Source organism: Methylovulum psychrotolerans, from assembly GCF_002923755.1.
Classification (GTDB): domain Bacteria; phylum Pseudomonadota; class Gammaproteobacteria; order Methylococcales; family Methylomonadaceae; genus Methylovulum; species Methylovulum psychrotolerans.
On the sequence record NZ_PGFZ01000001.1, the window covers coordinates 894,683 to 915,908 of the forward strand.

The 21,226-nt window shown below is 50.9% G+C and carries 17 protein-coding genes; 6 read left to right on the forward strand and 11 right to left on the reverse strand.

Annotated elements, in window-relative coordinates; genetic code table 11:
• The first annotated feature begins 201 nt into the window (after nucleotides 1–201).
• Nucleotides 202–1,674: a RimK family ATP-grasp domain-containing protein gene (locus AADEFJLK_RS04160; RefSeq protein WP_103973383.1), complete on the forward strand. Its 1,473-nt coding sequence runs from the start codon at nucleotides 202–204 to the stop codon at nucleotides 1,672–1,674.
• 69 nt (nucleotides 1,675–1,743) lie between these two features.
• Here the strand turns inward: AADEFJLK_RS04160 and rapA are convergent, their stop codons facing one another.
• From rapA to AADEFJLK_RS04205, 9 genes are all read right to left on the reverse strand, one after another.
• The gene (gene rapA / locus AADEFJLK_RS04165; RefSeq protein WP_088619279.1) at nucleotides 1,744–4,569 is read right to left on the reverse strand and encodes an RNA polymerase-associated protein RapA; all 2,826 of its coding nucleotides are present in this window, start codon (nucleotides 4,567–4,569) and stop codon (nucleotides 1,744–1,746) included.
• A gap of 60 nt (nucleotides 4,570–4,629) precedes the next feature.
• Nucleotides 4,630–5,394, reverse strand: coding sequence for an ABC transporter permease (locus AADEFJLK_RS04170; protein ID WP_103973384.1), 765 nt, complete (start codon nucleotides 5,392–5,394; stop codon nucleotides 4,630–4,632).
• Entirely contained in the window at nucleotides 5,391–6,320 is a 930-nt protein-coding gene (locus AADEFJLK_RS04175; protein ID WP_211299141.1) for an ABC transporter ATP-binding protein, read from the reverse strand. Before AADEFJLK_RS04175 ends, AADEFJLK_RS04170 begins: the two co-directional genes overlap by 4 nt.
• Nucleotides 6,321–6,548: 228 nt before the next feature.
• Nucleotides 6,549–6,935, reverse strand: a complete 387-nt coding sequence (locus AADEFJLK_RS04180; protein ID WP_198328549.1) for a type II toxin-antitoxin system VapC family toxin — start codon at nucleotides 6,933–6,935, stop codon at nucleotides 6,549–6,551.
• Nucleotides 6,936–6,943: 8 nt separating this feature from the next.
• Complete coding sequence (locus AADEFJLK_RS04185) at nucleotides 6,944–7,147, reverse strand: hypothetical protein (protein ID WP_103973386.1); 204 nt, start codon at nucleotides 7,145–7,147, stop codon at nucleotides 6,944–6,946.
• A gap of 162 nt (nucleotides 7,148–7,309) precedes the next feature.
• Complete coding sequence (locus tag AADEFJLK_RS04190; protein WP_103973387.1) at nucleotides 7,310–8,524, reverse strand: hypothetical protein; 1,215 nt, start codon at nucleotides 8,522–8,524, stop codon at nucleotides 7,310–7,312.
• Nucleotides 8,525–8,633: 109 nt separating this feature from the next.
• Nucleotides 8,634–8,882, reverse strand: a complete 249-nt coding sequence (locus tag AADEFJLK_RS04195; RefSeq protein WP_103973388.1) for a hypothetical protein — start codon at nucleotides 8,880–8,882, stop codon at nucleotides 8,634–8,636.
• A 40-nt stretch (nucleotides 8,883–8,922) separates the two neighbouring features.
• Complete coding sequence (locus tag AADEFJLK_RS04200; protein ID WP_103973389.1) at nucleotides 8,923–11,634, reverse strand: ATP-binding protein; 2,712 nt, start codon at nucleotides 11,632–11,634, stop codon at nucleotides 8,923–8,925.
• Nucleotides 11,631–12,770 (reverse strand): hypothetical protein, encoded by a 1,140-nt coding sequence (locus AADEFJLK_RS04205; protein ID WP_146054506.1) that lies wholly within the window; start codon nucleotides 12,768–12,770, stop codon nucleotides 11,631–11,633. Before AADEFJLK_RS04205 ends, AADEFJLK_RS04200 begins: the two co-directional genes overlap by 4 nt.
• A 280-nt stretch (nucleotides 12,771–13,050) precedes the next feature.
• Between AADEFJLK_RS04205 and ppx the strand changes: the two genes are divergently transcribed.
• From ppx to AADEFJLK_RS04220, 3 genes are all read left to right on the forward strand, one after another.
• Nucleotides 13,051–14,571, forward strand: coding sequence for an exopolyphosphatase (gene ppx, locus AADEFJLK_RS04210; RefSeq protein WP_088618468.1), 1,521 nt, complete (start codon nucleotides 13,051–13,053; stop codon nucleotides 14,569–14,571).
• Between the two features lie 5 nt (nucleotides 14,572–14,576).
• Nucleotides 14,577–15,839 (forward strand): YfiM family lipoprotein, encoded by a 1,263-nt coding sequence (locus AADEFJLK_RS04215; RefSeq protein WP_103973391.1) that lies wholly within the window; start codon nucleotides 14,577–14,579, stop codon nucleotides 15,837–15,839.
• Between the two features lie 253 nt (nucleotides 15,840–16,092).
• On the forward strand, nucleotides 16,093–17,886 hold the full coding sequence (locus tag AADEFJLK_RS04220) for an alpha-amylase family glycosyl hydrolase (RefSeq protein WP_103973392.1): 1,794 nt from the start codon (nucleotides 16,093–16,095) through the stop codon (nucleotides 17,884–17,886).
• A 30-nt stretch (nucleotides 17,887–17,916) separates the two neighbouring features.
• On the opposite strand, the gene AADEFJLK_RS04225 is transcribed toward AADEFJLK_RS04220, so the two are convergent.
• Nucleotides 17,917–18,672, reverse strand: a complete 756-nt coding sequence (locus AADEFJLK_RS04225; protein ID WP_088618470.1) for a hypothetical protein — start codon at nucleotides 18,670–18,672, stop codon at nucleotides 17,917–17,919.
• A gap of 348 nt (nucleotides 18,673–19,020) precedes the next feature.
• On the reverse strand, nucleotides 19,021–19,668 hold the full coding sequence (gene yihA / locus AADEFJLK_RS04230; RefSeq protein ID WP_103973393.1) for a ribosome biogenesis GTP-binding protein YihA/YsxC: 648 nt from the start codon (nucleotides 19,666–19,668) through the stop codon (nucleotides 19,021–19,023).
• Nucleotides 19,669–19,847: 179 nt separating this feature from the next.
• Between yihA and AADEFJLK_RS04235 the strand changes: the two genes are divergently transcribed.
• Nucleotides 19,848–20,519: a c-type cytochrome gene (locus tag AADEFJLK_RS04235; protein ID WP_088621514.1), complete on the forward strand. Its 672-nt coding sequence runs from the start codon at nucleotides 19,848–19,850 to the stop codon at nucleotides 20,517–20,519.
• A 39-nt stretch (nucleotides 20,520–20,558) separates the two neighbouring features.
• Nucleotides 20,559–21,173: a thiol:disulfide interchange protein DsbA/DsbL gene (locus AADEFJLK_RS04240; RefSeq protein ID WP_103973394.1), complete on the forward strand. Its 615-nt coding sequence runs from the start codon at nucleotides 20,559–20,561 to the stop codon at nucleotides 21,171–21,173.
• The last annotated feature ends 53 nt before the right edge of the window (nucleotides 21,174–21,226 follow it).

Here is a 21,226-nt window from a genome sequence, read left to right on the forward strand (position 1 = left end):
GAAAAATGAAGGGTTATAAATTCATCGCTAAAGTCTTCACCCGATGTTCAGCTTACTACCGTAAACTAAACCCGCCAGACTCGCCAGCCCTTTATATGCACTGTTTCAAAAATAGGTTTCTCCAAGCCAAGAAACCGCTTGTGAAAAAAACCGCTTGGTTCCAAAATTATAGCCACTCACTTCCAAGGACACCCCTTTGCTATGGCGCGCACCCTACTGGTCGTTGACGACCTTTCCGACTGGAACCCCTACTATCCCAGTGATCAGGTTATCACCTTTGAAAACTATCTGGCAACCGGGCAAGGCCCCGCAGAAGAACGCGTCCGCATCATTAACCTGTGCGCCAGCTACAGCTACCTGTCCGATGGCTATTACTGCTCATTATTGGCCGAAGCGCGTAGCCATCATGTCATCCCATCGGTCAAAGCCCTAAATGACTTAGGCAAAAATGCCCTGTACCGATTGCAACTGGATGACTTGTCGCAACCCTTGGCACGCGCCTTCAAAGGCCAAAGCAAAGATAACGCCCTCACCTTACTCAGCTATTTCGGCACCACACCCGACCCAGCCTTACAGGAATTGGCCCGACTCCTGTTCGACCGCTTCCCCTTCCCGGTACTGGAAGCCACGCTGCATTTTGGCCAGCAATGGGAAGTGACTAATTTAAAAGCCATCTCCTACCTCGACCTGGACGATGCCCAGCAAACCGTGTTCGCCGAAGCCCTGGATAAGTTCAGCAAAAAAGTCTGGCGCAAAGGCCGGGCGCGGAAAATTGCCCGGTACGACTTGGCAATGCTCGTTAACCCCGAAGAAAAAATCCCGCCCAGCAACCGCGCGGCACTGAAAAAATTCATCAAAATAGGCACCGAACTGGGCATTGACGTGGAACTGATAGACAAGCAGGATTTTGCCCGCCTGCCGGAATTTGACGGCCTGTTCATCCGCGAAACCACGTCCATAGACCATTACACCTACCGCTTTGCCAAAAAAGCCGAAGCCGAAGGCCTGATGGTGATTGATGACCCCACCTCCATGCTGCGCTGCACCAATAAAGTCTATCTGGCGGATTTGTTCCGCACCCACCGGGTCCCCTCGCCGAAAACCTGGATCTTGCACAAAGGCAATGCCGACCATTTGGATAAATTGGAAGCGGAAGCCGGGTTCCCCGTGGTCATTAAAATCCCCGACGGCTCGTTCTCGCGGGGCATTGAAAAAGTCAACAACCGCCAAGAACTGAACCACAAAGTCGCCGAATTATTCCAACAATCGGCACTCCTGCTGGCCCAAGAGTTCCTGTACACAGATTTTGACTGGCGGATCGGCGTTTTTAACAACAAAGCCTTATACGCTTGCCGCTATTACATGGTGAAGAACCATTGGCAAATTTATCGGCACGGGACAAACCGGACGGATAGCGGCGATTTTCAGACCATGGCCACCTTTGAAGTGCCCAAAGCCGTGCTGGATGCGGCCTTAAAAGCCACCCAACACATAGGCGACGGTTTATACGGGGTAGATGTGAAGGAGAAGAACGGCAAAGGCTATGTGATAGAAGTCAACGACAACCCCAGCATCGACAGCGGCATTGAAGACCAATACCTGGGCGACAACCTGTATCGACTGATAATGACGGAATTTTTACGGCGCATGGAGAACCGCAGCAAGGGAATATAAGTAGGCGTGCAACCGTTTTTTTAACACGAACATAACACACCTACTGACTATTTTTAAACCAGCCTAGTTTTAACTGGCAATCACAAACCGCACTGCATCCAAACGCAATTGCGCAGCCTGGATGCTCTCATGCGCCAGCATGGTCAAATCCTTCAATTGCTCAATCTCTTCGGCCTTAATGCTAGGGTTGACCTTTTTCAGCCTCGCCATGCGCTTCACTTCGGCAGACAACGATTCCAACATGGTGGTGTTAGCTTCCGCCGTTAAGGCCTGCATCCGCACCCGCGCCAATTCTTCGGCGTTATACAGCAGCTTGCTCAACGGCTTGCGTTGGCTATTCAAGAACGCCGCGATTTGTTGCTTATCAAAGGCCTTGCCCGTTTCCGGCAATTGCTGATGACTAAAGACCTCGGTCAAATCCTGCTGGTGCTGGTCGATTAAAATGCGTATCGGCGTGGGCGGCAAGAAACGGCCTATTTGCAGTTGCGCCGGGGCGCTGCATTCGACGATAAACAGGCATTCCAATAAAAATTGTCCAGGCCGCAAATCGCGGTGCTTAACGACGCTGACCACGGCATTGCCGGTCTCGCTGGACAACACCAAATCCATAGCCGCCGTCACCATCGGGTGTTCCCAGGTTAAAAACTGCATATCCTCACGCGCCAGCGCACACGCGCGTTTGACGGTGACGGTCACGCCGTCTTCATCTAAGCCCGGAAAATGGGCGATGCGCAGATGGTCGCTAGGGCGGACAATAAAGCAATCCGGCGAATGGAATTCGGTATCGACCCCGTAGCATTCAAATACCGCCTCCATATAAGGCCACAGCAAAGCCTCTTTTTCGTAACGCTTAAGCTGCTCCACCCATAGCTCGGCTTCGTCTTTACGGAAGGAATTTAATTCCAACAACTGGTCGCGGCCATTATGCAGTTGCTCGGCAATTTCCCGGCCTAAAGCCTGGGTTTTGGCGATAAAGGCCTCAATCTGCGCCTCATCCTGAAACAACATCGCCTCCAATTCATCCGCCAGCACATCGGCGACCGGACGCGCGGCCGAGCAATTGGCACGGAACGCATTCATGCCCTCGTCATACCAACGGTACAACAGCGCTTGTCGCGAATGTTCTAAGTAGGGAATATGGATTTGAATGACATGCTGCTGGCCGATACGGTCAAGACGGCCTATGCGTTGTTGCAGCAAATCGGGGTTGGTCGGCAAATCCCAGAGAATCAAATGGTGGACGAACTGGAAGTTACGGCCTTCACTGCCGATTTCCGAGCAGATCAACAACCGCGCGGCACTGTCCTGATCGGCAAAATAAGCGGCAGCGCGGTCACGCTCGATAATCGACATGCCTTCATGGAACACCGCCGAGGCGATACCGCCACGCACCCGCAATGTCAATTCCAAATCAACTGCCGTTTGCGCGTGTTTACAAATCAACAAGGCTTTTTGGTCGCGCAATGCCGATGTTGCGGAGATTAACGTATTCACCAGCCATAAATAGCGCGGATCTTTTTGCAAGTCCGCCGTGTTTTCGTCACCTTCCAATGGATAACCGTGACGTTCGCGCTCAGGGAAACCTTGTACGGTTTGCCGGGAATTGCGGAACAAAATCCGCCCCGTGCCGTGATGGTCGAGGAGGATTTTAATCAGCGCCGCGCGGGCGGCGGCAGATTTTTCGCTATCCGCGAGATTTTTCAACAAGGTGCCGACATTATCGTCTTTCAGCAACCCCGCCAACAAGGCCGAGTCTGCCTCAGCCAACGGCTTATCGGCCAGCAGGATTTTCGCGGCATCGGCGACTGGCTCAAACTGTTTTTCTTCGGCCAAAAATGCCGCAAAGCTATAAAAACGGTCAGGATCCAGCAATCTTAAGCGGGCGAAATGGCTTTCCTTACCTAATTGCTCCGGGGTCGCCGTCAGCAAAATCAAGCTGGGCGTAGCCAACGCTAATTGCTCAACAAACAAATATTCCGAACTGGCCGCCTGTTCGCTCCATGCCAAATGGTGCGCCTCATCGACAATGACCATATCCCAACCCGCTTGTAAAGCTTGCTGTTGCCGCAACGGATGCTGGGCAAAAAACTGTTGGCTACACAAAACCAGTTGCTCATTGACGAATGGGTTGCCGCTCAGGACCGCTTTGTCGGCATCGTCTTCGTCCATACCGTCATCGCCCAACTCGCCCAAACAGCGGGCTTCGTCAAACAAACTAAAACGCAGATTAAAGCGTCTGAGCATTTCCACCAGCCATTGGTGCAACAAACTTTCCGGCACAATAATCAGCACCCGCTGGCTTAAGCCATTAATCAGGCGATGATGCAAAATCAGCCCCGCCTCAATGGTCTTACCCAAACCGACTTCATCGGCGAGCATAATCCTTGGGGCGATGCGGTTGGCGGATTCATGGGCAATAAACACTTGGTGCGGGATTAACGACGCGCGGCTACCTAACAAGCCCTTAACTGGGGATTGTTGGTGCTGGCGCAAGCGCTGCCACGTCTCGTAACGTAACGAAAACCAATCGTTCGGATCGATTTGGCCGATAAACAAACGGTCTTGCGGTTTGTTAAACTGGATGCGGTGGTTCAGTTCCACTTCTTCAAACTGCATCGCCTCGCCATCGGCGGTTTTGCCGATGTATGTCATCAGGCCATTGTTCTCAATGACCTCCGTTACCGTCAGCTTATCTTCATCCACCGATTCGATGGTGTCGCCGACCGAAAACACCACTCGGGTCAGGGGGGCATTATCACGCGCATAAATGCGCCGCTCGTCAGAAGCCAAATACAGCACAGTGACGCGGTTAAAACTGACATCAAGGATTAACCCCAAACCTAATTCCGATTCGGTGTTACTGATCCAACGTTGTCCGGGTATAAATGATTCCATTAAATTACTGTATCTAAATAGTTAAACAAAAACTGTTAAGCGCTAACGTTACGCCCTGCCCTACTGCTTAATCCCCGTCCCCTTGCGCAACAAGATAAGGCTAGTCAAGGCCAACACCAAGATAACCCCGCCCGTCATCAAAAAAGACAGCCGCACATCAATGTCGGACACGCCAATAAAGCCGTACCGAAAGGCATTGACCATATACAAAATCGGGTTGCCCATAGAAATGGTTTTCCATATCCCCGGCAACATCGATACGGAATAAAACACCCCGCCCAAATAGCTTAACGGGGTCAGGACAAAGTTAGGGATAATCGAAATATCATCAAAACTCTCCGCCATCACCGCATTGATAAAGCCCGCCAAAGCAAATAAGGTCGCGGTCATAAACGCCATCGCCAACGTAATCACTATACTGTGAATTGTAATATCGGCAAATAACATGGCGATCAGGCCGACTACCGTACCGACCAACAAACCGCGCATAATGCCGCCGCTGACATAGCCCAACAAGATCACCCAGTTCGGCACCGGCGCGACAATCAACTCTTCGATATTACGCTGGAACTTGGTCGAATAAAATGACGACACCACATTCGAATAGGCATGGCTGATGACCGACATCAAAATCACCCCCGGCACAATATAATCCATATAAGGGGCGCCGTTAATCAGGCCGATCCGGTCGCCCATCAGCTTACCGAAAATCAAAAAATACAGCGTCGTTGTAATAGCGGGCGGTAACAGCGTTTGCGGCCAAATACGCACAAAACGGTAAATTTCTTTAACGACAATAGTGCGGAACGGAATCCAAGTATTCATGCAGCCCCTCCGGCATTTTTTGCATCCACCAAATCCATAAACAACTGCTCCAGACGGTTGGTTTTATTTTTCAGGCTCAACACCTGAATCTGCTGCTCGCTTAACTGCCGGAACAACTCGTTCAGACCGCTTTCTTTCGGCACAGCCACTTCCAACACCTTCTCCGAAACCCACTCCGCCTTAAAACCGGCCAGCACGGGCGCAGCCGCCATAGGCTCCGCCAAATCCAAGACAAAATGGTCGACATTCAGCCGCGCCAGCAAGCTTTTCATATCCGAATGCTCAACAATATGGCCTTGATCGATAATGGCGATATTACGGCACAAACTTTCCGCCTCTTCCAGATAATGCGTAGTCAGAATAATGGTCGTGCCTTGTTGGTTGACCTCTTCCATCATTTTCCACATTGAGCGGCGGATTTCAATATCCACCCCCGCCGTCGGCTCGTCCAAAATCAGCAGCTTCGGCGCATGCACCATCGCCCGGGCAATCATCACCCGACGCTTCATGCCGCCCGACAAGCGCCGTGACACCGTGTCACGCTTATCCCACAAATCCATCTGCTTAAGGCACTGCTCGGTACGCTGCAAGGCCAGTTTACGCGGTGTACCATAATAGCCCGCCTGGTTCAGCAAAATGCTTTGTACCGTGTCGAACTGGTTAAAATTAATCTCCTGCGGCACCAGGCCGATGCAGCTTTTCGCTTGCGGACGCTCTTTCTCCAAATCATGGCCAAAAATGCTCACCGAACCGCTGCTGGCATTGACCAGCGAACTGATAATGCCTATCGCTGTGGACTTACCCGCCCCATTAGGGCCTAGCAAAGCGAAAAAATCCCCCGCTTCGACATCCAAGTCTATGCCTTTTAAGGCCTGAAACCCATTGCCATAGGTTTTTTTAAGGTTACGAATAGATAATGCTTTCATCAATAAAGTTGCTATTATTCCGATGACCAGGCCGGATATGCCCGCCCGTTAGTAAAACCCGCCCGCACTTAACGGCACGGCGGCAGATAAGCGGCAAACAGCCGTGGTGACAGCCAATTAAATCTTATGATTCTATCAGAAATTGGGTGGGGCTTAGAAAATAACGCACGGGGGAGAAAGCGTACAGCTACAGACAGGCTTCGCGGCCAGATAAACCGCAACAGTAACTTACCAAATAGTTTTTAAGCCAGAAGATCCGTAAGCATCAAACTGGCTATCTTTAGAAATTAATACCCAATCATTTGCGACAGCTTGCCAAATTAACATCCTATCAAAAGGATCTTTGTGTGCAAGTTTCGGTAATTGATAAAACAGAGCAGCTTCCTTCGGCGTTAACGGTATTGTTGTAAAGCCCATATCATCAGCCAATTTAAGTAACGTATCAGGGTTACACCCTAAACTCAACTTGCCCAAGGCATATTTTAAAGAAACTTCCCAAAACGAAATGCAGCTGACAAAAACCTCATTATCCGCATTTTCTATTACAGCAACGGCCTGTGAACCTAATTTTTCAGGCTCCCATATTGACCATAAAAAGCTATGTGTATCAAGCAAATAGCCTCTCATGAGCGCAAAAAGTCTTCATCTGTCAATTTGAAATCTTTTTCAATAGCAAAAGCCACTTTGCCTTTTAATAGACCTAATGGCCTTTTATTAACGGGCTTCGCCTTTAAAGACAAAACAAAGCTTAACGTAGCCTCCACTTTATCTAAAGGCAGTGTGTGCATTTCCTTTAATACAGCCTGTTCAATTTCTGCCCTATTCATAATACCCGCTCCCCCTCATCACTTCGCCTTAGCTAGTAAAAAGCTAAGAATTTTATCAAAAATGGGCTTGGGCGACCAATTGCCTTTCAAGCCCGGCAACAGCACAAAAACACCCAATCACTCCCAGTCAATTTGCCCTCTGCCCAAGCCATCCGTAAAAGCCTAATCGTCAATAAATGGCGAACTGGCACAATAACCGGCATTCAAATGTACGGCCTTATTCTTAAAAACATGCGGCTCGGCAATTTGCACCGTCATTTTAATGTCGCCATAAGCCGTACCGACTTTTATCGCTTGCCCAGCCACCTTACTCAACCTAGCGGCCTGTGCCGGGTCTTTGGTGCCATTGGCGGTTTCCAGTCCCATATAGTTACTGCGCACCTCCCAATTATGCAAATCCAACACCTTCGCCCTCTCCTCACCCGTCCATTGCAGCTTATCGGCTATTTTACGCGCGGCATTACACAGATAATCATTTAACTTAAACCGATAGGCCGTAAGACCCGCATTAGCAGGCTCCACAGCGGTGATATATTTATCGGGTTCCAAAACCCCACCCCACAAAAACCCAGACGGCTGGTTGCCATGCCCCTTATTGGTCACAGAGAAATTATTCCCCACCATCTGCTGGCTACCAACCACACTCGCGGTTGCGTGCCTGATTTGCAGAAACAGCGGGTATCTTTTTGTGACCTTGCCCTTACCGTCCCTGACCAAATAATGGAAGGTGATGCCGCTATTAAAAAAGCCATCGACTAATTTTCTATGGTGCGGGGAGTCATCATTATAGGTTAACGACAACTGCTTGAGCTTTAGGCGGATATTATACCAAACCGGTTGGTCCATAAGATACGGATCGGGGCTTCGGTTATTGTCAGGCAACGGTGCTTGCAACCCTAAAGCCGTACCGCCGCCCGCATCGCCAAAACCGTTCGCACTCATCAGCTCATAAACATACTCGCCTTTCCGGCCATTTTTCGCATCCCGATAAATCCGAAACCGGGATTCCGCCCTGGCTTTATCGGGCGATGAATACAGCACAGATTCCGGGTTTTTAAAGACCGGATCATCTTCACCCTGCAAAGCCGCAGGCATTTTATGGGTCGGATTGATAAACTCCGTCTTATTCCATTGCCCAAACACACACTGGCCGGGCTTATAAGCCGTTTCGCCCTTAGACCCAGAAAAAAACGTATATTTGTCGGCATTGTCTTGGTACAAAAACGGCCCGCCCTCGTCAAAACAATGGGCATCGACCATAATGCCGTCACCCGTATCCGCCACCGCCTCACTGACCCCGCCTGAATTGGCCAAACACCCCGACATAATGGCACAGCCCCCCAACAGCGAAGCCAGACCGATTGTTTTCATTTTCATAAGACACCTTAAATAGAGAAAATGCCTTTCGCCAACCCTGCAAAGGCCAGTTAAAAGCGTGGGCAATTGACGGGAGCCACTGTTTTTAAGGAGAAGAACAATATTGGTATTACCCGTTATCCGGTATGACCTGCTCCAGCCAAATAGATTCATTCGGGTAATGTTCGGCAACCGTCGCTAAAGCATCGGCAATAACGTCGGGCGACTCGCCAAAAAGCGGATAATCAAACCGTGACAGCCCCGCCGCACAAACGGCCTCAGGCATAGCGTCAGCACTGCACCAAACCGGCTGGCCTTCGGCTTTGGCAAGCCGGATAGCTTCCGCAAGCCCTTGGGGCGTTATCGCTAAAAAAACCATTTCTATTCTCCTCTGCCAAGTTAAACAGCCATAACCAACATCATAGTCCATCAATCCGCGCCATCACATCCAGTACCACATCGCGTTTTTCGCGGGCGATACGGTACAGCACCGTGCGGTCACCCATCGCCTGCAAAGCCAACAGCAAGGGCTCAAAAATAGCTTGCCCTTCTTCCTCTAAAGCCAGCAAAGCCGCCAACACCGCTTCTTTTGCACCAGTGGCGGCTTGGGCGATAAGCTCCTCGGTTAACGCAGCGCAAAGATTATCCGCGCCTGTGCTATTAGCGATGATTTTATTGACCGCTGGGGCTAAGGCAGCTTGCCAATATTGGCTGAGGACATAACACCCATATCTATTGCAGGGATCTAATTGCAAACCCTGCAATAATTCGGCGACACCTGCCTCCAGCAAGTGCATATCCATAAGATAAAGCCCTGCTAAGTTATTATGGGCATAACCATGATTAGAATCCAATTCCAAAGTTTTACGATAAGCAGCTTCAGCTTCTGGATAACGACCTTGACGCTCAAGCGTGCTGCCCAAATTATTCCATGCTTTAACAGAGTCGGCATCAAGCTCCAGAGCCTTGCGATACGCCGCTTCGGCTTCTGGGTAACGACCTTGACGCTCAAGCGTGCTGCCCAAATTATTCCATGCTTTAACAGAGTCGGCATCAAGCTCCAGAGCCTTGCGATACGCCGCTTCGGCTTCTGGGTAACGACGTTGACTGTTAAGTGCGTTACCTAAGCTACCCCAAACATTAACAGAGTCGGCATCAAGCTCCAAAGCTTTACGCACCGCAGATTCTGCTTCCGAGTAACGGCCTTGCTCGTTAAGCGCGTTGCCCAAATTACTCCACGCAGGAACAGAGTCAGCATCAAACTCCAAAGCTTTACGATACGCGGCTTCGGCATCTGAATAATGCAACTGGCCGTTAAGCGCGTTGCCCAAATTATTCCACGCACAAACAGAATCGGCATCAAGCTCCAAAGCTTTGCGGTATGCCGCTTCGGCTTCTGGGTAACGACGTTGACTGTTAAGTGCGTTACCTAAGCTACCCCAAACATTAACAGAGTCGGCATCAAGCTCCAAAGCTTTGCAGTACGCAGCTTCGGCATCCCCATAGTTACCTAGTAAGTATAAAAATACTCCACCTAATGCGTTGGCATACCTTGCAGAATCTGTAAACCCGTTTTGTAAATCCGCTATTTTTTCCTCTACCCTAGGCATCAAGTTTGCGTCAATTAAGCTTACACGCAAGCGTTTGTACCAATTCTCCTCATTGGGCTTAAAGCCCAAGGCTTGCCTTTGCTCCTTATCCAACCACCACAACATCTCAGCCATTAAATACCGGAAACCAAATTTCTCCACCGGATCGCCATCGTTAATTTCTTCATCCAACGCCCGACGGTCATCTTTGGCAATGGCATCACGCACCAACGCTTCAAAAACATCACAGCGGCTATCATCATCCGCTGCCGCACATAAGGCCTGCAAATGCGCCAGCTTCTCGCTACGCATTACGCCATCCATAGAGCCGGACAACTCCCCCTCCAGCCTTTGCGCCCAGTGCTTATAATCCTTACGGCTATAAAACGTCTGCATAAACCCCACCAGCCAACGCAAACGCCGCCGCCCTTCCCTACTATGGCGCATCAGATAATAGACGTTATAAAAACGCTCACTGACCTGATAGCTTTTTTTCTTGGCACTGCCAAAAGCTTCCTCGACAAAGCCCTCGTCAATCAGACGTTTAATCTGCACACTGATATTATTAGACGGCTTGCGCAGTTCCTGGCGGATGTCATCCACCGTCACCGGATCCCAGCGGCGGGCAATAGCATCAAAAGTACGCCGGGCTTCTTTAGAAAGCGCGTCAATGCGGTGCTTAAAAAATGGCGTGGCCTCATCCAGCATCCGCTCCAAATCATGGCGCAAATCGCCATCCAGGCCATCGCGCAACACCCGATAACCGAGCTTAAGCAAGCGCGGGTTGCCGCCGGTGAGGATGCGCAAGGCCGCAACCCGCTCCGGCGCGTTGGCCATAATCTTCAGCACACCATCATCGCCCTGAATATCGGCATAACGGCGTAAAAAATCCTCAAACTCCGCTTGGCTTAAACGCTCTAAGGAAAAGCTGCGGAAGAAATCATGGAACACCTCGTCCACTGCGGTGATTTCGGCAAAATAACTGGGCGCGGCACCAATCACCATCAGGCGCGGGTCGGTCATCCATAAGGCCCGTAAGCTGTGCAAGGCTTGCCCGTCATCTATGGCGGTAAAAATATCGTTGAGATTATCAATCAGCAATACCGCGCGTTTGCCCGTCTTCGCCAGCAAGTCAAAAAACACCTGCCGCGCTTGCTGGGCCAGATCCGCCGGATTAGCCGCCAACAGTTGGTCAGCGGCTTGGTTGCTATGCTGCAAATGGCGCAGGCATTCCAACCAGAAATCCGCCAGATCGCCAATACCGTATTGCTCTTCCTGAAACACAATCGGCAACCATTCGGCATTTAAGCCGGGGTCACGCTCTATCGAATGCTGAATAGCGCAGAGCAACGTGGTTTTGCCCATACCACGCGGGCCGATTAAGATCAGATGCTGTTGCGGACGCTCAGGCGTATTGCCTTGGATAATCGCGAGTATCCGCGCCAACAGACCTTTGCGGTCAACAAATTCCGCCAGCAATTGCTCGGCAGTTTGGCTGGCGGGGTTATAAAGGTTTAAGGTGGGGTCTTTGCTGTCGCTCATACCCGCCCCTTGTACAGCCAAAAATCCCGCAGTAGCTGCGAGAAAAAACAGATATTGCCGCTTTCAGTTTCGCTCAGATAGCCGTCATGTTGCAGCACCTCTAAGACATAATCGAAATCATCGGCTTCCAGTTGCGGCAACTGTCCGCGCAGTTGCCGCAGGGCGATGCCCGCAGGTTGCGCGGCGACCAGTTTGAGCAGCGCACGGGCGGCTTGCTCGTTGGAGTTGAAAATGTCGCGTAACCTATCCCACATATTGGCGGCGTATTGGTTGCGCTTGCTCCGCGCGAGGGTTTGGAAAATCTGCTCCATGTCGGCACAGGTGCTAGGCAACGGGTCGGCTTCTTGCAGTTCGGCAATCAATAACTGGATAAAGAACGGCCATAACCCTAAGCCTAGGCGCTGCAAATAGTCTTGCGCCAAGGCTTCGGGCAAATTGATGCCGTTGTCCTGCGCTAATTTTAGCGTAAAGCGTAAGGCTTCGTCAGGCTGTAGGGGCTTTAAGGTTTCGCGGCGCAAATCATTGGCAACCCCGCGTATGCCGTGCCGCCGTAAAACACTGTCCAAGCCGATGGAACCTGTCAATAATAGCCGCACTGGGCTATTAGGTTGCTGGCGTAAGTTACGCGCCCAATGCAAGGTCGCTTCTGCCAAGGCGACATGATGGGTTTTGGCAATTTGGTCGATCATGATGGGGAATTCATCCAGCAAAAACCAGATAGGGTCTTTAAGCTGTTGTAAATCTTGCATCAGCTCTTGGCCTTTAGTCGCCCAATCTACAGCGGCTATTTCGACGTTCTTGATCTTTAAGCGCGTCAGAAGGCTTCCGGTTGTTTTGAGCTTTTGCCTCCAAGCCGCATCTTTAATCTGGCTTAATTTCGTCGCCATCGCGTTAATCCATTGTTCCGGATGGCTAAACTCTTCCAGGTTTAAAAATACGCTCCGGGTGCGGGCTGGGGCGTGGGCTTGCAAATCCAGCAAGACACTGGTTTTGCCCGTCCGCCGGGGTGCCAGAAACAACACATGCTCAACCTGCAAAGCACGGCGGAGCTGCTGGCTAATCTGTGGGCGCGGAAAAAAATTGTTGCCCGTGGCGGGTGCGCCAATAACGACTTGCATAGCTTCTTGTGACGACATAGCAATAATCCCATCTAAAGTGAAGAGGGTATCAGTATAGCAACAATTTTGTTGCGCAACAAATAATTTGCGCAACAAAATTGTTGCTACTATTCAAACACCCTATTTCGCACGAAAATAAATACCCTCCAACCCCCACCCCAAAAACTATCGCTTAACGGCAACGGGTAAATAAGTTAAATTAGCGGCTATGGCGGCTAGGTTAAGCCTTTTGTCCGCCCACGCCCCTTGTGATTCCGTCAGAAATTAACAAGCCCAGATCAAACCAATGGATTAACCTGTGCAAAGAAAACCACCTGAAATTGTCGCTGCTGTAGACCTAGGGTCTAACAGCTTCCACATGATTGTTTGCAGCTTAAGCAATGGCAAACTGATCACTTTAGACCAATTGAAAGAAATGGTCAGGCTGGCCTCGGGGCTGGACAAAAATAACATCTTAGATGCCGACACCCAACAACGGGCTTTGGCCTGTTTGGAACGCTTCGGGCAACGCATCCGCAACTTTCCGCCGGAAAGTGTACGGATTGTCGGCACCAACACGCTGCGGGCGGCCAAAAATGCCCCGCAATTCCTCGCTAAGGCCGAACAAGCCTTAAGCCACCCCATCCATATCATTTCGGGTATTGAAGAAGCACGGCTGATTTATCAGGGCGTGGCGTTCAGTTTAGGGTCGCAAGGTAATGTCCGGTTGGTGATGGACATTGGTGGCGGCAGTACCGAATATATTATCGGCAGCGGTGCAAACCCGCTGAGCAAAGAAAGCCTGCACATGGGCTGCGTGTCGCTAAGCAATTGGTTTTTCCCGGACGGCAAACTGTCAAAAGCCGCTTTCGACAAAGCCGTGCTTTTCGCCGAACAGCAACTGGAGCCTATCGAAACCCGCTTCCAACCTTGCCATTGGCATGAAGCCATCGGCGCGTCAGGCACCTTAAAGTCACTTGCCAAAGTGCTACAGGCAAAAAACTGGAGCAACAACGGCATTACCCGTGCCGGATTGGAATTGCTGGCCGAGCATTTATGCCAATGCACCCATATCAGCGAACTCAACTTACCGGATATTGATGACGAACGCCTGCCGGTCTTTCCGGGCGGCCTAGCGATTGCCTACGCCACCTTCAAAAGCCTGAACATCGAACAGATGACCATTTCCGAAGGGGCGTTGCGGGAAGGCTTGATCCAAGACATGTTAGGGCGGATTTACGACCAGGACATCCGCGCCGCGACCACACAGAACATCGCCGAACGCTACCATACCGACCGCCAACATGCGCTACGGATTAAGCAGACGGTTAAGTACATCCTCGACAACGTCACATCGGGTAAAAACGCCGCCACTGCGCAACAAGCGTTTATCACCGATGAAAACGGCCACCAGTTTTTGGATTGGGCCGCCGATCTGCACGAAATCGGCCAGGACATCGCCCACAGCCAATACCATAAACACAGCGCTTACGTTATCGAAAATGGCGACTTGGCGGGTTTTTCCAAGCAAGACCAAACAGTCTTGGCGGCCATTATCCGCTCGCATAGGCGCAAATTTTCCTTTGCCCGCTTCCTCAACCTGCCCACCCCGTGGAACGAATATGCCCCGTATCTGACCCTGATTTTAAGGCTTGCCGTGCTGTTGCGGCGCAACCGCCACGACGAAGACTTGCCGCCGTTTAAAATCAATCTGGGCAAAAATAAAATGTCCCTGAAATTCCCTAGCGGCTGGTTGGCGCAAGCGCCGCTGACCCATGCCGACTTGGCGCAGGAAGCGGACTATTTAAAAGACGCGGGCTTCACCCTGACGTTTTCCTGACCGACATGATAAAACACCTATTGCGCTTACCGCTGTATTGCCTGGGCACGCTGCTGGCAATAGGTGTGATTATTATCCTGTTCGGGGTCAGCGACCACCCCGATGTACAATTGGGCTGGACACTAGGCCATGAAGACATACTCCGCGCCCGCAAAATCCTCCGTGAAGGCTCAAAAACCAGCCCCGACGAAATCGGCACCTTAGTCCTGTCAAAAGAAGACCTCAACCTCGCCGCTAATTACCTGCTGAACCGCTACAGCAAAAGCGCGGTAGAAATTTCCTTAAAAGCCAACAAACTAAAATTTATCGTCACAGCCACCTTGCCGGAAAACCCGCTGGGCAAATACCTTAACATTACGATCAGGTTGGGTAATGCCGACGACGGCCCCTTGCCCACCGTCACCAAATTTAAGGCGGGAAAACTGCTGCTGCCCTCCAGCATTGCCGCCTATCTGATTGATTACGGCATCCGCCATTCAGCTTTAAACGCCTATTTTCTCCTCGCCACGCGCCAGATCCAGGCGGTAAAAATTGACCCGGACAAAATCACCGTCACTTATTTTTCTGACCTCAAGACCCTCATCCAAGCGCGGCAACTGCTCTCCCCAGAAGCCAGTACCAGCGCGTTTAACGATTACCAGAAAAAGCTCGGCGAAATTGTCGCGGGACACGACCCGAAATGGCGGCTGTCTTTTGCCGATTTGCTCAAGCCTTTATTTACCCTCGCCTACCAGCGCTCTGACCTGAACAACGCCATTGACGAAAACAAGCTCGCGATCATCGCCCTGAACGACTATATCAACAAACAAGAGACCCACCGCTTCCTGACCTCAGCCAACGCCAGCACCCCTTATTACGCGGCATTTATGTACAAACGTAGCGATCTGGCGCAACATTTCATCGGCTCGGCGACCCTGACCGCCTCCATGAACGGGCAAGTCTCTAAAGTTGTCGGCGAAGAAAAGGAACTGAGCGATGCCGACGGCGGTAGCGGCTTTAGCTTTGTCGACTTGGCGGCGGATAAGGCCGGCACCCGTTTCGGCGAACTCGCCACCGCCTCACCGGAACAAGCCCGCAAATTCCAAAAAGCCCTATCGGAAATCAAGGGCTACAATGACATCATGCCCGACCCCACCGATTTGCCGGAACACATGAACGAAAGCGAATTTAAATCCCGTTACGGTTCGACCAGCAGCCCCGCCTACCAACGCCTATCACAAGAAATTGACGAACGCATCGCGGCAATCCCGCTGTATAAACCAGATTAAGCCGCCAAACCAGCGGCTGATGCCGCCAGTTTGGGCTAACAGACCGAAAAAGCGTTAAAAAAGCCCCGCCAATATCTGTCAGCACTGGATTTATCGCTTATTTTTATTATTTATTTTCAATAACATAAAAACTCATTAGCTATTTTGTGGCCTATTCACAGTTTGGGCGGTAATAGTTAATTTCCTCAGTGGCGTAATTTTTATATAGTCGGCAGCTTCGCATCGTGCGGCGCAAACAAACCCAGGAGCCACTATGTATACATCGCTTTTTTCAGCCGAAGTCCAAGCCGTATTTGACCAAGCCTGCCGCGCTTCAGGGCAAACTAACGGGCCATTCCCGTCACCTGCCGACTGGCGCGACCACAGCATTTATTTTTTGCTGGTTGACCGTTTTAACAACCCGTCCGCCCCACCTGCCCATGCCCCTTACGACGACCCCCATTATGACTGCTTCCAAGGCGGCACGTTTAGGGGCATCCGCCAACGCCTCGACTACATCAAAAATTTGGGTATGGGGGCGATTTGGTTAAGCCCGGTACTGAAAAACCTGCCTTTTTCCGATACTAGCTATCATGGCTACGGTATCCACGATTTTCTCCGCGCCGAACCCCGCTTTGCCGACAACTGGGGCCAAGCCGACGACGAATTACGCGCCCTAGTCGATGCCGCACACCAAGCGGGGCTGTATGTCATTTTCGATATTGTCCTTAACCATACCGGCAACGTCTTCGCCTATAACGGCAACACCACCGCCCCGCATTCCGATACCCCTTTGCCTATCCAATGGCGCGATGCCAAAGGCATACCCCAAGCCAATTACAGCGATGTCGCCACCATCGCTAACCCATCGGCTGATGCGTTTGTTTGGCCTACGGAACTGCAAAACAACGCTTATTTCCGTCGGCAAGGCGGCCCCGACCCGAAGGGGCCGGATACCCTAGGGGATTTTTCCGCACTCAAGCAACTGATGACCGACAACCCTGAGCTACAAAACTATTTAATCCGCGCCTATCAATATGTCATCGCCCGTTATGACATAGACGGCTTTAGGATAGACACCTTACGCTACCTGCCTGCCGATTTCGCCCTGACGTTCGGCAATGCCGTGCGCGAGTTTGCCCTGGCCATCGGTAAGAAAAATTTCTTTACCTTTGGCGAAGTGTGGGACGGTAACGCCGAAAACGATATCGCCCGCTTTATTGGCCGCAACACGAAAATGGGCAACGATGCCAACAGCCTGATAGGTGTCGATGCCGCGCTAGATTATCCGCTGTTCAATACCCTTAAACCCGTTATCAAAGGCAGTCAAGCACCCAGCACTGTCACGGCGATGTACCAATGGCGCAAACAAAGCGAGCAATTTATCTTAAGCTCCCACGGCGATGCCACCCGCTATTTCGTCACCTTCCTCGACAACCACGATGTGAAAGAACGCCTACGCTACGCCAACCCCAACAACCCCGACCGCTATAATGACCAAGCCACCCTAGGCTTAGCCTGTCTCTACGCGCTGCCGGGTATCCCCTGCGTTTATTACGGCACCGAGCAAGGTTTGCACGGGGTAGGCTCTGATGCCGCCGTCCGCGAAGCCTTATGGGGGATCGCCCCGCAATTTCCGCAAAACGGCTTGTTTTACACCGAGCTGAAAAAATTGGCGGCAGTACGCGCCAGCTTGCCCGCCCTACGCTATGGCCGCTTTTATTTCCGGCCCATTTCCGGGGATGGGAAAAACTTTGCGGTGTCGGCATTACCGAATGGGGTATTGGCTTGGTCACGTATCCTTAACGACCGGGAAATCCTTGTTATCGCTAACACCAGCACCACCCAAACGGTTAACGTCTATGCCATTGTCGATATGTCGCTGAGCAGAACCGGCGACCAGATGACAGTTTGCTACAGCAATAAACCGCACCCCCAAGCGCCCAACCCTGTCGCCCGCTTCGGGGCAGTGACAGTCTCGGAAGTGGACGGCCCGACAGGCAAAGGCCCGATTAATGCGGTGCGGGTAACTTTACAAGCGATGGAAATACAGATTTTGCGGATATGATAAAGCGGAGCTAGCCATCGCCTACCCCGCTTAAACCACCATCTGCGACGTGATCTTAGGGATAATCAGCAATAGCAAAAATAGCGGCGCCAGCAAGATCAGCAACGGCGAAACCAAAAGAAAGCCGAGAAAATGGCTATTGACCCCTTGCTGCAAACGATAGGCGGTACGGGCAGTCGATTGGCGGATGACCTCAACCAAGTGACTGAGCCAATCCAAAGGGATCAATAAAGCGAAACCAAAGCCCAATGCTAACAGCACTAAGGAGTAGACAATCGCCACTACAGCCGCTATCGGCTTTAACAGCAAATAAGTGTCGGCGACATAATTATAAAGCCGCCTGACCGCGTGGCAAAAAATGCTGTTGACCATTTTAAACGCACCAGAACCGTCTAACGCGCCGCTGGATTCATTGGTAATGAAACTGTCCATCGAATCGCTGGACAGTTTGGGTATAACCAAGAACACAATCAGCAAAGGCGACAAAACCACTAACAGGATAGGCCGGAACAAAAACGAGAACAGGCCGCTGTCAATATAATCGCTATGGGTTTTCATCATACCGATAATCAGATGCCGACAAGCATCGGTAAGCTTGCCCAGCCAGTCTAAGACAATCCCCAAATAAAAAAACAGCCCTATTGCCGTTAAAACGACCGAATAAACCACAGCCAACGGCAGAACAAGAGGTTTTAACGCCCAAGCCGCCTGCCCCAAATACAGCCAATTATTCCCCGCCGCCTTAAAATAGGAATGCGCAATATGGGTGAAAATACCTGTATTCATGCAGTTAATTGATTAGTATAAGATAATGGCTTTCTTATGATTGGTGCTGGGTAAAAGAGCTTCACCCTATAGCTACCCCAAAAGGTAAAACCTCTGTTATTAGACGTGGCAATATAAGCGCAAGAAAAGCTTTTGACAACCCATCCTTGCACTAGCAAAAAAATTCACAAAAAAATTCGCAGTGCCGGAACTTTTTTTTTGGCATAGCGTCTTAATCCTGTTCGCCTTTCACGGCGACCAGCCAGCCGTATTCCCCCCTTTGTTAAACGGCTGGTTTCCCCTCAAGCCCCAGGGTTTTTCTCCAGACTCTGGGGCTTTCTTTTGCCCGCCAGAAACGTCCAAGGCTTGTTAAACCTCTTGCGCTTCGGTAGCCATCTCAACCGTTTCCGCAACTTGCTGTTCAGGATTAAACAACTGGTCTAAAGCCTGGTGCACTTCATCGACACCCACTTTTTTTAATGCCGAAAACAATTGGATGGTCAAAGGTACAGTCATGTCTTTCAATTCACGGCGCACCTGCAATAAGGTATTTTTACCCGCCCCGTAGGTCAGCTTATCGGCTTTAGTCAGTAAAATATGCAAAGGCAATTGGCTATGCTCGCACCATTCGACCATTTGCCAATCGAATTCGGTCAACGGATGGCGGATATCCATCACCAAAACAATCGCGCACAAAGATTTGCGGCTGGTCAGATACGTTTCCATCAGCTTATGCCAGTCTTGTTTGACCGCCAAAGGCACTTTCGCATAACCGTAACCGGGCAAATCGACAAAGCGCAATTGTTCGCTAATCTCAAAAAAATTGAGCATTTGGGTGCGCCCTGGGGTCTTACTGATCCTCGCTAAGCCAGTGTGGCGGGTCAGCGTATTGATCGCACTGGACTTTCCGGCATTGGAACGGCCAGCAAAAGCAATTTCCAACCCCTCGTCGGCAGGCGTGTCCTTAAGATGCGGAGAACTGTTTATAAATTTGGCTTGGTGGTAAATTGGATTCATCGTTGCCTCGCTTAAGCGTAGTAATTAGGGTAGAATTTGATGGATAACACAGCCTGCACCATCTTAAAGGCTATTATAACGAACTGGTGCCGCCGCCACGCCTAAAGCCACCTGTGCAGCAAGCGGGGCGGCGGGTACACATCGGCAACCAATTAATTTATTCCGAAGGGGAAAACCTGATGAAAAAACAATGGCTGGCACTATCACTGGCTCTGGCGCTCACTGGCGCATCTGGCGTATCACAGGCTGAAGGCACAGCGGAAGCCGGAAAAAGCAAATCGGCGACTTGTGCCGGCTGCCACGGGGAGCAGGGTAACAGCATGGTAGCAACATTCCCGAAGCTTGCCCAGCAGCATCCGTCTTATCTGGTAAAACAGTTACAGGCATTTAAAAACGGCACGCGCAAAGACCCTATGATGTCAGGCATAGCGGCAGGCTTGTCGGATGACGATATGGCCGACATTGCCGCTTATTACGCCGAACACAAAATCAGCGACAACCCCCTGCCGATTTTAAATGACGACGATGACACTGCCGACCAAGCGGCCATAAAACCCGAAGAAAAGGTCATCGCCTTAATCAAACAAGGTGGCGACTTATACCGCAACGGCGACCTGACCCGCGAAGTGTCCGCATGCATCGCCTGCCACGACCCCCAAGGCAAAGGCAACAAGCCTGCTGGCTTCCCGCTGGTCAAATCCCAACATGCCGATTATCTGATTAAAGCCCTGACCGATTTTAAATCCGATGCGCGTAGCAACAACCCCGAAAACATCATGCACATGATCGCCAAAAAAATGACCGACGAAGAAATCAAAGCCGTCGCCTATTATATTTCCATGATGAAATAACTTTCGCCCTTTCCTACACTCTTACGGAGCCTCTGACCTATGCTAAAAAAACTTGCCCAAGCCAGCCTGTTAACCTTGTTGCTGTTCTGTTCAGCATCACAGGCAGAGTCTGTCGGTTATGAAACCCTCTCGCCCGCCCAGCCGACCCAACATCCCGACAAAGTCGAAGTGATTGAGTTTTTCTGGTACGGTTGCCCGCATTGCTATGCGTTTGAGCCTGAATTGGCAAAATGGCTGAAAAAACTGCCGAAAAACGTCGAATTTATCCGCCAACCTGCGGTGTTTAGCGAACAGTGGGGCAAACATGCCAAAGCGTATTTTGTCGCCGAATCCTTAGGTGTGGTCGATAAAGTCCACACCGATTTGTTCGATGCCATCCAAAACAAAAAACAAAAGCTGGATACCGAAGAAGAGCAAGCGGCGTTTTTCGTCGCCCACGGTGTCGATGCCGCGCAATTCCATGACGCGTACAAATCTTTCGCGGTCGATTCCAAAATGCGCCAAGCGCCCGTCACCGCCGCCCGTTACGGCATCACCGGCGTGCCCACAGTGGTCATCAACGGCAAATATGTCACTAGCGGCCCTATTGCAGGTAGCCACGAAAAAATGCTGGAAGTGATGGATACCTTGATTAAACAAGAAAGCGCGAAATAAGCGCCTAACCGCACTTATCCGAGAAAGCCGCCGCCTGCACTTAAAAGGCGGCG

Coding starts and splice junctions, on each gene's coding strand:
- AADEFJLK_RS04160 (WP_103973383.1), top strand. CDS start 202: ATGGCGCGCACCCTACTGGTCGTTGACGACCTTTCCGACTGGAACCCC.
- yihA (WP_103973393.1), bottom strand. CDS start 19,668: ATGAATCCAATTTACCACCAAGCCAAATTTATAAACAGTTCTCCGCAT.
- AADEFJLK_RS04225 (WP_088618470.1), bottom strand. CDS start 18,672: ATGAATACAGGTATTTTCACCCATATTGCGCATTCCTATTTTAAGGCG.
- AADEFJLK_RS04195 (WP_103973388.1), bottom strand. CDS start 8,882: ATGGTTTTTTTAGCGATAACGCCCCAAGGGCTTGCGGAAGCTATCCGG.
- AADEFJLK_RS04170 (WP_103973384.1), bottom strand. CDS start 5,394: ATGAATACTTGGATTCCGTTCCGCACTATTGTCGTTAAAGAAATTTAC.
- AADEFJLK_RS04175 (WP_211299141.1), bottom strand. CDS start 6,320: ATGAAAGCATTATCTATTCGTAACCTTAAAAAAACCTATGGCAATGGG.
- AADEFJLK_RS04185 (WP_103973386.1), bottom strand. CDS start 7,147: ATGAATAGGGCAGAAATTGAACAGGCTGTATTAAAGGAAATGCACACA.
- AADEFJLK_RS04190 (WP_103973387.1), bottom strand. CDS start 8,524: ATGAAAATGAAAACAATCGGTCTGGCTTCGCTGTTGGGGGGCTGTGCC.
- AADEFJLK_RS04200 (WP_103973389.1), bottom strand. CDS start 11,634: ATGAGCGACAGCAAAGACCCCACCTTAAACCTTTATAACCCCGCCAGC.
- AADEFJLK_RS04240 (WP_103973394.1), top strand. CDS start 20,559: ATGCTAAAAAAACTTGCCCAAGCCAGCCTGTTAACCTTGTTGCTGTTC.
- AADEFJLK_RS04220 (WP_103973392.1), top strand. CDS start 16,093: ATGTATACATCGCTTTTTTCAGCCGAAGTCCAAGCCGTATTTGACCAA.
- rapA (WP_088619279.1), bottom strand. CDS start 4,569: ATGGAATCATTTATACCCGGACAACGTTGGATCAGTAACACCGAATCG.
- AADEFJLK_RS04205 (WP_146054506.1), bottom strand. CDS start 12,770: ATGTCGTCACAAGAAGCTATGCAAGTCGTTATTGGCGCACCCGCCACG.
- AADEFJLK_RS04215 (WP_103973391.1), top strand. CDS start 14,577: ATGATAAAACACCTATTGCGCTTACCGCTGTATTGCCTGGGCACGCTG.
- AADEFJLK_RS04235 (WP_088621514.1), top strand. CDS start 19,848: ATGAAAAAACAATGGCTGGCACTATCACTGGCTCTGGCGCTCACTGGC.